Source organism: Paenibacillus lautus NBRC 15380 (assembly GCF_004000945.1).
Classification (GTDB): Bacteria; Bacillota; Bacilli; order Paenibacillales; family Paenibacillaceae; genus Paenibacillus_AQ; species Paenibacillus_AQ lautus.
This window is the reverse complement of sequence record NZ_BIMF01000001.1, coordinates 411,402-425,671: the sequence shown is the minus strand read 5'-3', so window position 1 is coordinate 425,671 and position 14,270 is coordinate 411,402. Positions and strand designations below refer to the sequence as shown.

Below are 14,270 nucleotides of genomic sequence, written 5' to 3'. Positions count from 1 at the left end.
GTAACGGACAATGCAAAGGCTTAGCATACGGCTCCGTTCGCTCCGGGTTGTGTTTTCTTACGTTGTGTTACTCCATAAAAAAACACGGCCATTCCGCAAGTTACGGCATGGTCCGGCGAGCAGCCGCTGTTTTATCATAGAAGCATATCAAGAGGCGTTTGAAAGGAGGGCACATGTAATCGCGGGTGGATCGTAATCACTACTTATGACAAAGGATGGGTGATGATTGATGAGACAGGTACGCAAGCGTAACAGGCAGGTAAGAAGAGGAGGGCTCATACTGCTGCTGGGTATTCTGCTGTTTTCGTTCGGCAATCCGCCAGTACATGGGGAAACGGCTGTACCGGATGCCATGGAGCGGGTCAACCTGGCTTTGAATAAGCAGGCAACGGCCAGTTCCGAGATCAGCGGGCGTGAAGCCGTGAAGGCCATTGACGGCAGTCGTGATACCTACTGGCAGCCGGCGAGCACAGACCGTGAGGACATGAGTGTATACATACAGGTGGATCTGGGGAGTGAGCAGTCCTTGAACCAGGTCGTCCTGGATTTAAACCGAGGAGATCATTTGGGAAGTATCGAGATCGATTACTCCCGTGACGGTGAGTCTTGGACCAGAGCCTACACGAAGAACGAGGGTATTCGAGCGGACGGTCAGGAATCGATCACCTTTGATTCCGTAAGCGCTTCCCAAATTCGGGTATCGCTGCAGCTAAGCCGAAATCTCAATGTTCAGCTTAAGGAGTTGGAGCTTTATATGCAGGATGGAGATCAAGGAATCCCGTCCGATGTAACGGAGATGGCCTTCGTGAAGCCGGATGGAACCCCTTATAACAACAATGAGGAACTGACATTGGACATTGGAGGCACATCTGCCGTGGAGGCGCGCGGCAAACGCGGGAACGGGGAATGGATTTCGCTGCCTCAAGACCAGGTTCAATATCACGCCGTGGGAACCAGCGCTGCGGTTACTTCCGAAGGCTCGGTAACGGGGGTCAAGGTAGGCGCGACCCGGTTATATGCAGAAACCACCATCAACGGTCAAGCGATACGTACGCCGGATTTCTGGATTGTGGTGAAGGATGATCAGGAGTTCCAGGATGCGAAATACATTGCCTTCAGCTCGTTCACGCATACGACGTTGGTCCAGAAGATTGGCGAGGCGGCGATCTTGGGTGATGGCGAGGAGCTGCCAGTCGTAACCATCGCTCCGAATAGGGATGGAACCGTATCCGCCAGATGGTTCAAGGACGGTCAATCCAGAGGTTCGCTGGGCACGAAGGCGCTGCAGGCAGGGGTAACGCAATCGATAACGCTTCCGGGTGGGATGAAGGTACCGGGCACGTACGAGGTGCGGATGACTTTCCAAACCACAGACGGGGGAACCTACTTCGACAGCTTGTTTTATACCGTCATGCCCAAGAAGGGAATTCCTGACGGTCAGAGCCACATCGCCTATACCGGAAAAGACGGAAGGATGGTATATGTCCCCGATTATAAAGGAAACCGGATCATCGATTTCTCGAACGTCGGTTATATGGGTGGCGGTGTGAAAATACCCGACGTTCAGGCAAGGATTGCCGTACAGCCGACCGGCGGGGATGATACGGCGATGCTGCAAGCGGCGATTGATGAGGTGTCCCGGCTGCCGCGTGACGCAGATGGGTTCCGGGGGGCGGTGCTGCTGAAGAAAGGCACATATCTGGTCGGCGGTTCCCTGAACATTCAGGCCAGCGGGGTCGTGCTGCGGGGTGAAGGCAAGAGTGAGGACGGCACCATCATCCGCGGCACGGGAACAACGGCCAGAAATTTGATCGTTGTCGGTGGAACGAATGGTGCGGCGATTGTTGACGGGACTGAGACGGACATCCAGGATCTGTACGTTCCGGCAGGATCGCGATCGTTCCATGTGCAGAATGCCTCGGCATATCAGGTGGGCGATTCCGTCATTGTTCGAAGAATCGGTAATGACCGCTGGATTCATGAGATCGGCATGGATCATATCTACATGCGGCCAGGGACCGGGGGAACGCAGCAGTGGTCCCCGTTCAATCTGGATTTTGACCGCGTCATTACGGCCATCGACGGCAACCGGATTACGGTGGATGCTCCATTAGCGAATGCCATTGAACGTCAATGGGGTGGAGGCAAGCTGTTCAAGGCGACGGATGAATCTCGAATCGAACAGGTTGGGATCGAGAACATGCGCGCCATATCCGATTTTGATCCGAGCAAGACCGATACCAAGATGGATAACGATGTTCTGGATGCCCCGTATTATTCCGATGAGGCACATGCGGAGCGCTTCATTATGATGAACAGCGTGAAGAATGCCTGGGTGCGCGAGGTGGACGGCTACCATTTCTCCTACGCCTTGGTGCAGGTCGGGCGGCAGGCCAAGTGGGTCACCGTGCAGGACAGCGAAATGTACGACATGGTCAGCGTGATTACCGGCGGTCGTCGTTACAGCTTTTTCATCCAGGGGCAATTAAATCTGGTGCAGCGCAATTATACGGAAACTTCACGTCATGCTTATGTCATTGAGAGCCGGGTACAAGGACCGAATGTCATGTACGACAATAAGGCCACTCGCGAATACAATACGAGCGAGCCGCACCACCGCTGGTCCACGGGCGGTCTGTACGACAACGTCAGTGCGCGTATCAGCGTCCGCGACCGCGGATGGCTGGGCAGCGGCCATGGCTGGGCGGGAGCGAATTACGTCATGTGGAATACCGAAGGCGGGCTTGTTGCGCAGAAGCCTCCAACGGCACAAAACTATGTCATCGGACACATCCCGACTGAAGACGGTTTGAACGTGAAACCGCTCGTTCCAAACGATTATGATTCAAGACCGCGTGAGGACGGCTATTGGGAATACCCCGACCGGCATGTCGCGCTCCAGAGCCTATTCGTCCAGCAGTTGAAGGATCGTCTGGGTCAGCAAGCGGTGGATAATCTGGCCCGTACGCCTGTGGGCGGCGGTGCGATCGATACACCAGAGCAGCCTTAATTCTATATAGCGAACAGGGGATTATCAGGGGAAACGCTGATCGTCCCCTTCTTCGCGAAGAAGGAGATGTGTATGAAGGTGGAGAGGGAGAAGACAGGAAGAAATACGGAGCGTACTCGCAGGAGGCATCATACGGAGCTTGATCGTGCAGGGCAGTACGGCAAGATCGAAGCGGTAGGTGATGGAACCGCATGGCGGCAGCCTGACACATCTGAAAGTCGGCGTTTGCGGTTATGGTACGCTTCCCCGGCTGCGGAGTGGAATGAGGCATTGCCCATCGGGAATGGGCGCTTGGGCGGCATGATTTTTGGCAGGACCTCGCTTGAGCGGGTGCAGCTCAACGAAGACTCCCTCTGGTATGGTGGTCCGGGAAGGGGGGCCAACCCTGACGCCACCGAATATTTGAGCGAGATCAGGCAGATGCTGCGGGATGGACGTCAGGGCGAGGCCGAGTATCTGGCCCGGATGGCGATGACTTCATCCCCGAAATACGAGCAGCCCTACCAGCCGCTGGGCGATCTGCTGCTCAAGTTCCTGGGTGCGGAGGAAGCGGTGGAGCATTACGAGCGAGAGCTGGATTTGGAGCGGTCCATGGTGACTATAACCTATTCTTCGCGCGGCATAGGCTATCGCAGGCAGTATTTTGCCAGTGCTCCGGATGGCGTGATGGTTGTTCGCCTGTTTGCCGATCGGCCGGGGGCGTTGACGTTTGCAGCGAACCTGATGCGACGTCCTTTTGACAGCGGAACGGAGTCGTTAGGGCACGATACCTTGCTGATGAAGGGCGAATGCGGCGCGGACGGCATCTCCTTCTGCACGGCGCTGCGTGCTGTCGCTGAGGGAGGAAACGTACGAACCATCGGTGATTTTCTCTCGGTTGAAGGGACGAATTCGGTTACGCTGCTGCTGTCAGCCCAGACGACCTTTCGGTGTCAGCAGCCGGGCCAGGCATGTCTGGAACAGCTGGATCGTGCGGCAGGCATGTCGTTCGAACAGCTGGAAAGCCGTCATTTGGAGGAATATCGGGAGAAGTTTGAACGCTTCTCGCTAACTCTCGGTTCCAGTAAGAGGGATGTGAATCGAGCGGGCTTAACCGAAAGTGGAAATATCATTCCGAATGGGCAGGACCGACTCTTTGGTTCAGATCAAGTTGAAACTCCGAACCGAGCGGAAGACGATCTATCATCCCTGTCTACCGATAAGCGGCTGAATCTGCTGAAGGATAGAGTGAAGACGGAAGGTGCCTCTGCGGAAAACAGCGATCCCGAATTGATTGCCCTATACGTACAGTACGGGCGCTATTTGCTCATCTCCTGCTCCAGACCCGGATCTCTCGCAGCGAACCTGCAGGGCATATGGAATGACAGCTTCACCCCGCCCTGGGAGTCGAAGTATACAATCAATGTGAATATTCAGATGAACTATTGGCCGGCAGAGCTGCTGGGCCTGGCGGAATGCCACGAGCCGCTGTTTGACCTGATTCACCGCATGCTCCCGAATGGCCGGAACACGGCTCGCGAGATGTATGGCTGCCGTGGCTTCGCAGCTCATCACAATACCAATCTCTGGGGAGAGACCCGGCCTGAAGGAATATTGATGACCTGTACCGTATGGCCGATGGGAGCCGCCTGGCTGTGCCTACATCTATGGGAGCATTACCGGTTTGGCGGGGATGCGGATTTCCTGCGGGAACGAGCGTATCCGGTCATGAAGGAAGCGGCGATATTCCTGCTGGATTATATGACTGTGGATGAGGAAGGGAGACGAATAACCGGACCTTCCGTTTCGCCGGAGAACCGATTTGTGCTTCCGAACGGAGCCGTCGGCAGCCTCTGCATGGGACCCGCTATGGATGCGCAGATTGCGACGGCCTTGTTTCGGGCCTGTCTGGAGGCAGGCCAGCTTATCGAAGATGAGGACACCTTCCTTGAAGAGCTTCAAACGGCGCTGCAAGAAATTCCAGCACCGCGGATTGGAAGGCATGGAGGGATCATGGAGTGGCTGGATGATTACGAGGAGGCCGATCCCGGACACCGGCACATCTCGCAGCTGTTCGCCCTGTATCCGGGAGAGCAAATTGACCCCGTTCAGTCACCTGAGCTTGCCGAGGCAGCGAACAAGACCTTGGAGCGACGACTTGCCAATGGCGGCGGCCATACCGGCTGGAGCCGGGCCTGGATCATCAATTATTATGCCAGGCTGCAGCGGGACGCGGAAGCGCACGAGCATCTTGTGAATTTGCTGGCTTCTTCAACTTATCCGAATCTGCTGGATTGCCACCCGCCTTTTCAAATCGACGGTAATTTCGGCGGGATTGCCGGCGTTGCCGAAATGCTGCTGCAGTCGCATTCGGGAGAGTTAAGGCTGCTCCCGGCCCTGCCCCCGCAGTGGAGCAGCGGTGAGGTGAAGGGGCTTCGTGCCCGCGGCGGCTTTGTTGTCAACATGTGCTGGGAGGAAGGTGAACTGACCGAGGTGAAGATTCGCGCCGATAAGGCGGGCGAATGCAGGCTATGGTCCCGTTCATCGCTTGTCCTCATAGAGGAGAAACGGCTTGGAGAGGTTATGCTGACGAGTGCCACGATATCCGGAGGAGCGTATTGCTACTCGTTCTTGATGCAGCAGGGTGCCAGCTGTAGCTGGGGAAGGTCTGTGGGGGAACAAATATAATGTGATAACGACGAAAGTAACCCACTCCTAAAGTTGGCGCCTAAGTGGGTTACTTTCTCATTCCTGACTTGATCTTGGAGGAGAAATCCTAGACCTCAATAACGGATCGATTGCACAAAATACTAGTGAAAAGTAATGATACTTGCTGCGATTGAGTCCTCAAGACTACACTAGTATCATAATGAAACAGACAAACATGAAAGGGGGGACTGCCTTGAATCATGCAAGTGGAAAGACGCAATTGGCGACGTTTGCGGGCGGGTGTTTCTGGTGCATGGTTAAGCCGTTTGACGAGCTTCCCGGTATCCTTTCCTTGGTTTCGGGTTACACGGGCGGCCATACGGAGGATCCAACCTATGAAGAAGTGGGAACGGAGACGACGGGTCATTACGAAGCTGTGCAAATCCGGTTTGAACCGGATGTGTTCCCGTACACAAGGCTCCTGGACATCTACTGGCGCCTGATTGATCCAACGGATGCGGAAGGCCAGTTCATGGACCGCGGGGCGTCGTACCGGACTGCGATTTTTGTTCATCATGAAGAGCAGCGCGCGCAGGCGGAAGCCTCCAAGCGAGAACTGCAGCAAAGCGGGCGGTTTAAGGGAAAGATCGTGACACCGATCCTGCCGGCAGGGCCCTTTTATCCCGCAGAGGATCTTCACCAGAATTACTATAATACCCACCGTTATGACTACAACCGGTATTATGAGGGCTCCGGCCGAGCTTCTTTTGCCGAGCGGCATTGGAATCGGAAACAGGACAAGGCAGAACTGGAGGGACGTCTAACCACGCTCCAGTATGCAGTGACACAAAAAGGCTTGGATGAGCCTGCTTATGATAATACGTATTGGAATAACAAAAGCCGGGGGATTTACGTGGACGTGGTGAACGGAGACCCGTTATTCAGCTCAACCGACCAATATGACGCCCGAACGGGATTGCCGGCTTTTATGAAACCTCTGCATGAGGGATATATCAGCAAAAAAGGAGATCTTCGCGGCGGCAAGGTACGTACCGCGCGCTCTATGGCAGATTGTCCGGCTCTTACCTCGGTCACCTGTACCATGACGGGCCTCCGCCTGGCGGCTTGCATTACCAGATAAACTCTGCGGCGCTGCGTTTTGTGCCGGAGGGGGAGATGGCTCGGGAAGGGTACGGTGAATTCGCGCGGCTGTTTGAGTAGAGCAGGCCGGCAGATACCGTTTTCGTCAATATGTCGGTCCCCATGTTCTTCGTAAACTTCCCCTATACTTGTTCTCTCCCATCCACTCCACATATGGCTCCTGTACAATACCTATTAGGCAAGACTCATGCTTGCGTCTAGTGCGGAAAGGGGTGACGTTGTTGAATACGATTCATATTCACAATGGTGTACAGATGAGAGGGCTTGTTACTTAAGTTGAAGTGAAGTCCTCTCAGGCTGTAGTGGGAGGAAAAAGAGTAGATGATGAAGTTAACGACGATGGTTCGTGGTGTTCGCGAAGATGCTGTAGCACGCGAGCTCATCCGCAACTGGGAGTTTGACGAAGGAACACTGAAGTTCTGGCGGGCCAGCTCCAACTTTGTGTATGTTTTTGAGCGTGATGGAGAGCGATATTTCCTCAGGTTTAATTATGAAGAGGAGAGCACGGTCGAGCAGATGACGGCCGAGCTGGAATTCATGCGGTACCTGATAAAGAACGGATACCCTTGCGTCACGCCGGTTTCGTCCCTAGACGGCAATTGGATCGAGACGGTTCAGGCGCCCGAGGGGCATTATCACGGCGTTGTGTTATCCGCTGCTGCAGGGATGGCATTAGATGGCAATCTCACGGCGACCCAGTGCAAGGATTGGGGAAAATCGCTCGCGAGGCTGCATACGCTATCCAGCCAATACGAACCGGGAAGCGTCAGACGGCGAAGCGCAGAGGACGTATTGCGCACGATCGATCAGGTGCTGCAGCGGCATCCCGAGGAGCAGGATGCTGTAGAGGAGCTTCACCGGGTTAGCCTCTGGCTGCAGTTCATGCCATCGTCGAGACAGACGTATGGCTTAATCCATTATGACTTTCAGTTGGATAATATCTTTTATAAAGCAAAGGAACGCTCTTTCCACGTGATCGATTTTGACGATGCCATGTACCACTGGTTTGCGATGGATATCGTGACGGCTCTTGCGGATACCGAGTCGGAGGATGAGAAACGAGCTTTCCTGAGAGGGTATCGTTCCATCCGCAGTTTGGATCACGAGTTGGAGGCGGAGTTTTCAAGATTTCGCCGATTCGGTCGGCTGTATGGATTTGCCAGAGTGCTGCGTTCCCTGGAGGACAGCGATTTGACGGATGTTCCCCCTTGGTATGAGGGGCTTCGAATGAAGCTGCTGCGCTACTGCGAGAACGATAGGCAGGGGTTTAGGAAGCCGTGGTAAAGGTCCGAAAGTAGTGATGGAGCCAGTCGCTTTGGGATGATCTAGCCGGATAACCACATCGCTTACGCTGGTCATTGACTGCGAGGCTTACGTGACCGTGTCGCCAGTAGGGACACGGTATTGCGGCCTCTGCGGCCAGGCATTGCAGCTATATAACAAAAGGGTTAGGCAGAGGGCATGAGTGCCCGATCTGCCTAACCCTTTTTTCTTAAACGTCAACCATACAAATACGATTTCACATCCGGCCCGAGGTAGGCTCTCCATACAATGAGATTGTAAGGATCGTCCCAGTCGATGTTCTGCGGCTCCTCGAACATGCGGTGCAGGCGGTTATTGTTGAAAATGATCGAGCCGCATTGGTCAAAAGCCACCCCGTCTACCCACAGCATTCTGTCGTCGGACAGCAGCTTGTTGAACGAGCGGGTGTACGGTGAATAGTAACCGATCCCTTTGCTTTCGAGCATGGTGTAGAACACATGGCCTTTATTGTCGGCATGCATGCCGTCGGTTGTCGTTCCTTTGCTGCCCAGGGTCTGAACGGAATCCCGGATGATCGCATCGGGAATATTGAAATTCCGCAGCAGCCCTGTATCGATAGCGTACAGATTGCGTCCCGTTACCTGGCAGTAGAATAGCGTTCCGCGATCCGCGGATAGTGCTATGCCATCGGCGCCGACCCGAATCGGCTTGCTGCGGTATACCGGCTCGGTATCGATCTCAAACCGGAAACGGGGCGCGTCCTGCGTACTGTAATGACTGTCGAGGACGCGCCGAAATTCCTTCGTTCTCATATTGTAGACGATGATTCCCCCATAAAGCGGATGGTCCGGCCAGCCGGAGCCCGAATCGGTAATATAGGCATAACCGTTTCGGTTATCCACCACGATGTCGTTTAGAAACGACGTTCGGGGCGGGGCGATATCATCCGGAATGACAATGGAATCGAGCAGGCAGTTAGCGCTGAGATCCCAGATGACCAGCTTTTGCGAGCCTTCGGGGGAAGTGTCATATGCGATTTTTCCTTGATCCAGAATCCACATCCGTTGAAGTTCATCGATCTCGTAGCCAAGGACGGATTGCAGCATCCGCACATCTCCCGGCGTATTCCACTCCCAGCTTGGAAAAGCCTCCAGCACAGGCTTGCCGTTCACCATCACAATGGTATTCAGCGTAGCGGGAATGCCTTCCGCCCAGCGCGGGACCGATACGTAGAAGCGTCCCTGCCGGTCTACTTTGACGCCTGCGGGCATGCAATGCTTCCAATGCTGATGCTCCTCGAATCGCTGCTTCATTGCAGGATTCGGGAAGTTCCAGTCCAGGCGGTTCCAGTGGAAGAGCATCTGGTACGGACTTGTATAGCCATGGACTTGCTTACAATGAGGGACGGCAGGCTTCTGCCACTGGCCCCCCATGGAATAATGCGGTACAACCATTTCAAGACCTCCCGATCACATGCTCGGTTCATCCATTACGGCAGCGAAGTGTATCCTTCGCGCGTAGTCCTCTGAGTTAGTTATATGCCCAGAGAGATGGATTGGCGCCGAATATATTTACGAGAGAGGTCTTGTTTCAGATTGCCTGTTACACTTGCTGAACCTTAATCAGATTCGTGTTACCGGATTGACCGATCGGCACGCCGGCAGATAATACGATAATGTCGCCTTTTTCGATGTAACCTGTCTTGATGGCATTGCGGGTCGCGGATTCGAACATTTCGTCCGTCGTTGTGACTTTGTCGCCTTTTACCGGAATGACGCCGGAGAGCAAGCAGATCTTGGCCAGCACTTCTTCATGCTGCGTGACCGCGATAATCGGTGCTTTTGGCCGATACTTCGAAATCATCCGCGCCGTAAATCCGCTCTCCGTTGCCGTAATGATAGCTTTGGCATTCAGCACGAGGGAGGAACTGACCGCACCCTGACTAATAACCTCCGTAATATCGGCTACTTGCTGTCTGGATTTGAAAGCGAATTGGTCTTTATAATCGATCATCGTTTCGGCGCGGCGGGCGACTGCCGCCATCGTACGCACGGATTCAACCGGATATTTGCCCGCAGCGGATTCGCCCGAGAGCATGACAACGTCAGCGCCCTGGATCACCGCATTAGCCACGTCGCTCACCTCGGAGCGGGTTGGACGGGGATTGACCTGCATCGATTCCAGCATGTGCGTGGCCACGATGACCGGTTTGCCGGCCAGGTTGCATTTATCGATCATTTCTTTTTGCATCATAGGCACTTCTTCGATCGGCACTTCGACGCCAAGGTCGCCGCGGGCAACCATGATTCCGTCGGATGCTTTAATGATGTCGTCGAGGTTCTCCATGCCCTCTCCGTTTTCGATCTTGGAGATGATCTGTACATGCTCCGCGCCGCGTTCCTTCAGGATGCTGCGAATTTCCCGGATATTATCGCCATGGCGCACGAAAGAAGCGGCAATGATCTCAATGTTGTTCTCCAGTCCGAACCCGATATGCATGACGTCGCGTTCGGTAACCCCGGGCAGCGTCGTTTTGATCCCAGGCAGGTTGACGCCTTTGCGCGGTTTGAGGACGCCACCGCTGATGATTTTGCAAAGAATGTCCGGTCCGTCGACGCGGAGAACGTTCAGGTCCACGAGGCCGTCATCGATCAAGATACGGTCGCCCGGCTTAACCACTAGATTTAATTCGGCATAATTGACCGAGATGCGGTGTGCATCGCCCAGAATTTCTTCGGTAGTCAGGATCAGCTCCTCACCTGGCTTTAGCGTGCAGGAAGCCTCTTTCAGCTTGCCGATCCGTACTTCGGGTCCCTTAATGTCCATCATGATGGGTACATACGTGTTTAATTCGGATGCGGCTTGGCGAACATTCCGAATTCGGATCACGTGATCCTCCGGCTCGCCGTGTGCCATATTCAATCGGGCGACCGTCATACCCTCCTGAATCATGTTCTTTAACAGCTCGATGGAATCGCACGCGGGTCCCATCGTACAAATAATTTTTGTTTTTAGCATGGCTGTTTGTTCCTCCTTTGTATTTGCACTCTTCATTTTTTTACAGCATTCGAGCTTTATTCAAACTCCCTAATGATCACATTGTAGCCTGTCTTGTCGAATCGTGATATGAACTATAGTACAATGAATGGATTATAGTATTGCAATTGAGGTGGGTTATGATCACTCCGGTTGAAGTTAGGCAAATGAGTGGTGTCGACTGGTATGAAGAAGCTGACAATGAGAAAAGAGCATGGCGCTTAAGCCTTATGACATATGGAAAATGCGTATATTGGGTGAATGGCGATAAGCAGATTATGGAGAAAGGGGAATTGCTGCTTATTCCAGCCGGTGTTCCGTATTATGGCAAAAGCATCCCTACCGTGACGCACACGCAAATCGTGGTTCAATGGACGGAAGGTGCATCGACGGAACTATCCGTGCTGGATCGGAAAGAAGCCTTGAAGTTTAAACCGGGTGGTTATGAGTTGATCCGCGAACGGTTGAAGGTGATCCATCAGCAGTGGCAGGAACGCCCATCTTATTATGTCTTGATGATAGAAGCATTATTGACAGAAGTGTTGATTTATATCAGTCGTGAGCTGGACAAGGGCGTCATCACGCCGGAGAAGCACTTGCATGTGGAACGGATGAAGTCCTATATTGAGCGGCATTACCGTGAGAAAATAACGAAAGAGGAGCTGGGCGATGCCATCGGCAAAACCCCAAATTACGCAGCGGTGCTCTTTAAAAGCGTGACGGGGCAGACCATCAGCCAGTACGTGCACGCCCAGCGGATGAAACGGGCAGTATATTTGTTAACGGAATCGCAGCTGACGGTACAGGAGATTGCCGTATTTCTCGGATATCAGGACCTCTCCTACTTCTATAGAATTTATAAACGGGTCACCGGCAGCGCGCCATCGGATTTATTGCATGAGCGTCCACGAACCGTATAGGATATATCAACGTAAAAAAGAGGGCTTTCGCCCTCTTTGGGTGATTGCTATTTTATTGAGCAGCGTCATTTTCGAATAACTGCTTCACATACTGCCGCAGTTTATTTTTATCTACGCCAAGCACTTGTGCCCGGCCGACTTTCTCGTTTGTCAGCAGCGAGAATGGGGGGAGCTGTTGTTGGTCGATTTTATCCAAATTCACATCAAAGCCCAGAGCCGTCAGCTTCAGCATTTCTTTGGGGCTTAAGTCGGTTTCAATGTATGGCGCGATGGAATCCAGGATGCTGGGCAGCTTGATTAATGAGCCCGTGGTCTGCATTTTCTTGGCAACTTCCGTCATGAGAATCCGCTGTCGTTCCGTACGGGCAAAATCGGACCTCGCATCGTGCCGGAACCGGACGTATTGGAGCGCCATTTTGCCGTCGAGATGCTGCAGCCCTTGTTTTAAATCGATGTCGTACATATGCTTGTCCGCTTTGCTTGTGTAATGCATGTCTTTCTCAACCTCGATATCGACTCCGCCAATGGCATCGACCAGGGCGATGAATCCGACAAAATCGGTGTAAACATATTTATGTATGGGCAGGTCCAACAGATCGCTGATGGTTTGTCTGGTCAGCTCGATTCCGCCGTAAGCAAATGCCGAATTCAGTCGTCCTTTGCCATGGCCGGGGATGTCCACATAGGTGTCCCGCAAAATCGAGAATAAATGGGCTCTTTTCGTGACAGGATCGATAGAGGCAACGAGCATGGTGTCGGATCTGCCGGCATCGTCTCCCCGGGAGTCTCCTCCAATCAGGAGAATATTAATGCGTTCTTTACCCTCCCACTTGGGGATTTCGATGTTTTCCTCCGACACGACGCCCGAAGTTTCCGTTGGCTCCGCCGAATTCGAAGCGGTCGAAATTTGGTTTGAGAATTGTATGATAGCGTAGGTATAGTACGAGATAATCCCCAAGATTCCAACGGATAATAAGAGCATGGTGTATTTTAACCATTTCCTTTTCATAGTTCCTATAACATCCTTTCTGTTTTACTAACTGCATAATGGACCATTCTAGCAAAATAACGAACAAAAATCATATTTTCTCGTGAGAAGCGAGATTAAAGATTCCATAAACCTCAAAAGAAATGACTTCGTTGACTCTCCTCCAAGGGGAGACCTTAGACTGGGAATCGAAGGAGGGAACAACAGTATGTTATACACGGTAAAAGAGGTCTCAGAGCTGTCCGGAGTTACTATTAAAGCGCTGCATCATTATCATAAAATCGGTTTGCTCTTGCCCGCCGAGATCAGTGAGGCGGGTTATCGCTTGTATGGTACTGCCGAGCTGGAGCGATTGCAGCACATTCTGTTTTACAGGGAAATGGACTTTCCGTTGGAAGAAATCAAGGTGCTGATGGAGGAAACCCTTGAGCGGCGGGGGATGCTGTTACAACAGGAGAAGCTGCTGATGGATCGCGCAGATCGATTGAAGGCAATTCTAAAAACCTTAAGAACATCCTTAACCCGTACGGAGGAGGGAAGGCGCATGGAGCCTCAAGATTTGTTCAAAGGCTTTGAAAGTGAAGAAGAATGGAAGGATGCATTGGCAGAGCAGAATCAACATCTGAAAGAGCGGTATGATGTGGATTTGCTTGAGAGTGAACCTGTCGATGTTCCAAGCATGAACGAGCAGGCAAGGGAAGCGGCTGCCTTTATGGCGGGCATGGCGAATGCGTTGAAAATGGGGATCAAGCACGATGATGCGCGAGTACGGGATTCGATTCGGGATCATCTGCGGTTTATGAATGAGCAAGGCCATTCCTTTACGGCTGCAGATTTTGCGGATCAAACGAAGTTTTTCCTGAGTGATGACTTTCATCTCCGGATGCTGGAGGGGCAGCAGACGGGGCTGGCCTATTATCTGCATGCGGCTGCGGAGGCGTATGCGCATCTGACATGAATAGGGTGATTAAGCCGCGCGGGTCGCGGCTTTTATCCTTTTTTAAGGGTACATAGAATCGAGATCATCATGGTGAATTACGGTTTCATATCGATCGAACCGGGTAAGAAATACTCGGACTTACCATCACATATACGAAGGAGGACGACTTTGATGTTTATTCACATGAAAGAGCTTCAGTTTCGGGCAAAACCTGAGAAGCCGGATCCGGTATATGCGAGAAAGCTTCAAGAGGTGCTGGGTGGCCAGTATGGTGAAATGTCCGTTATGATGCAGTATCTTTTCCAAGGATTTAACTGCACCCGT

The 14,270-nt window shown here is 52.9% G+C and carries 10 protein-coding genes and 1 pseudogene; 8 read left to right on the top strand and 3 right to left on the bottom strand.

What is annotated here, in order from left to right:
• The first annotated feature begins 229 nt into the window (after positions 1-229).
• The 5 genes from PLA01S_RS01850 to PLA01S_RS01835 all read left to right on the top strand — a co-directional run bounded on the left by PLA01S_RS01850 (position 230) and on the right by PLA01S_RS01835 (position 8,083).
• On the top strand, positions 230-3,010 hold the full coding sequence (locus PLA01S_RS01850) for a discoidin domain-containing protein (protein WP_127590087.1): 2,781 nt from the start codon (positions 230-232) through the stop codon (positions 3,008-3,010).
• 72 nt (positions 3,011-3,082) lie between these two features.
• Entirely contained in the window at positions 3,083-5,677 is a 2,595-nt protein-coding gene (locus PLA01S_RS01845) for a glycoside hydrolase family 95 protein (protein ID WP_246059271.1), read from the top strand.
• A gap of 181 nt (positions 5,678-5,858) precedes the next feature.
• Positions 5,859-6,779, top strand: coding sequence for a peptide-methionine (S)-S-oxide reductase MsrA (gene msrA, locus PLA01S_RS32350; RefSeq protein ID WP_503826088.1), 921 nt, complete (start codon positions 5,859-5,861; stop codon positions 6,777-6,779).
• Positions 6,710-6,859: a peptide-methionine (R)-S-oxide reductase gene (locus tag PLA01S_RS33205; protein ID WP_503826087.1), complete on the top strand. Its 150-nt coding sequence runs from the start codon at positions 6,710-6,712 to the stop codon at positions 6,857-6,859. The genes msrA and PLA01S_RS33205 overlap by 70 nt, the downstream gene beginning before the upstream one ends.
• Before the next feature lie 261 nt (positions 6,860-7,120).
• Positions 7,121-8,083 carry a phosphotransferase enzyme family protein gene (locus PLA01S_RS01835; protein WP_127589791.1) on the top strand — a complete coding sequence of 321 codons (963 nt, stop codon included), beginning with the start codon at positions 7,121-7,123 and terminating at the stop codon, positions 8,081-8,083.
• A gap of 215 nt (positions 8,084-8,298) precedes the next feature.
• Here the strand turns inward: PLA01S_RS01835 and PLA01S_RS01830 are convergent, their stop codons facing one another.
• Positions 8,299-9,516 (bottom strand): L-dopachrome tautomerase-related protein, encoded by a 1,218-nt coding sequence (locus PLA01S_RS01830; RefSeq protein ID WP_127589790.1) that lies wholly within the window; start codon positions 9,514-9,516, stop codon positions 8,299-8,301.
• 148 nt (positions 9,517-9,664) lie between these two features.
• The gene (gene pyk / locus PLA01S_RS01825; protein WP_127589789.1) at positions 9,665-11,080 is read right to left on the bottom strand and encodes a pyruvate kinase; all 1,416 of its coding nucleotides are present in this window, start codon (positions 11,078-11,080) and stop codon (positions 9,665-9,667) included.
• Positions 11,081-11,238: 158 nt separating this feature from the next.
• Here pyk and PLA01S_RS01820 point away from each other — a divergent pair, with 158 nt between their 5' ends.
• A complete protein-coding gene (locus PLA01S_RS01820; protein ID WP_127589788.1) occupies positions 11,239-12,018 on the top strand; it encodes an AraC family transcriptional regulator in 780 nt (259 codons plus the stop codon).
• Between the two features lie 52 nt (positions 12,019-12,070).
• Here PLA01S_RS01820 and PLA01S_RS01815 read toward each other — a convergent pair whose 3' ends face one another.
• Positions 12,071-13,027: an LCP family protein gene (locus tag PLA01S_RS01815; RefSeq protein WP_127589787.1), complete on the bottom strand. Its 957-nt coding sequence runs from the start codon at positions 13,025-13,027 to the stop codon at positions 12,071-12,073.
• A gap of 187 nt (positions 13,028-13,214) precedes the next feature.
• Here PLA01S_RS01815 and PLA01S_RS01810 point away from each other — a divergent pair, with 187 nt between their 5' ends.
• Both PLA01S_RS01810 and PLA01S_RS01805 read left to right on the top strand, forming a co-directional pair.
• On the top strand, positions 13,215-13,964 hold the full coding sequence (locus PLA01S_RS01810; protein WP_127589786.1) for a MerR family transcriptional regulator: 750 nt from the start codon (positions 13,215-13,217) through the stop codon (positions 13,962-13,964).
• Positions 13,965-14,117: 153 nt separating this feature from the next.
• Positions 14,118-14,264: pseudogene (locus PLA01S_RS01805) on the top strand (manganese catalase family protein); the annotation flags it as partial.
• Between the last annotated feature and the right edge of the window lie 6 nt (positions 14,265-14,270).

Coding starts and splice junctions, on each gene's coding strand:
- PLA01S_RS01850 (WP_127590087.1), top strand. CDS start 230: ATGAGACAGGTACGCAAGCGTAACAGGCAGGTAAGAAGAGGAGGGCTC.
- PLA01S_RS01845 (WP_246059271.1), top strand. CDS start 3,083: ATGAAGGTGGAGAGGGAGAAGACAGGAAGAAATACGGAGCGTACTCGC.
- msrA (WP_503826088.1), top strand. CDS start 5,859: ATGAAACAGACAAACATGAAAGGGGGGACTGCCTTGAATCATGCAAGT.
- PLA01S_RS01835 (WP_127589791.1), top strand. CDS start 7,121: ATGATGAAGTTAACGACGATGGTTCGTGGTGTTCGCGAAGATGCTGTA.
- PLA01S_RS01830 (WP_127589790.1), bottom strand. CDS start 9,516: ATGGTTGTACCGCATTATTCCATGGGGGGCCAGTGGCAGAAGCCTGCC.
- pyk (WP_127589789.1), bottom strand. CDS start 11,080: ATGCTAAAAACAAAAATTATTTGTACGATGGGACCCGCGTGCGATTCC.
- PLA01S_RS01820 (WP_127589788.1), top strand. CDS start 11,239: ATGATCACTCCGGTTGAAGTTAGGCAAATGAGTGGTGTCGACTGGTAT.
- PLA01S_RS01815 (WP_127589787.1), bottom strand. CDS start 13,027: ATGAAAAGGAAATGGTTAAAATACACCATGCTCTTATTATCCGTTGGA.
- PLA01S_RS01810 (WP_127589786.1), top strand. CDS start 13,215: ATGTTATACACGGTAAAAGAGGTCTCAGAGCTGTCCGGAGTTACTATT.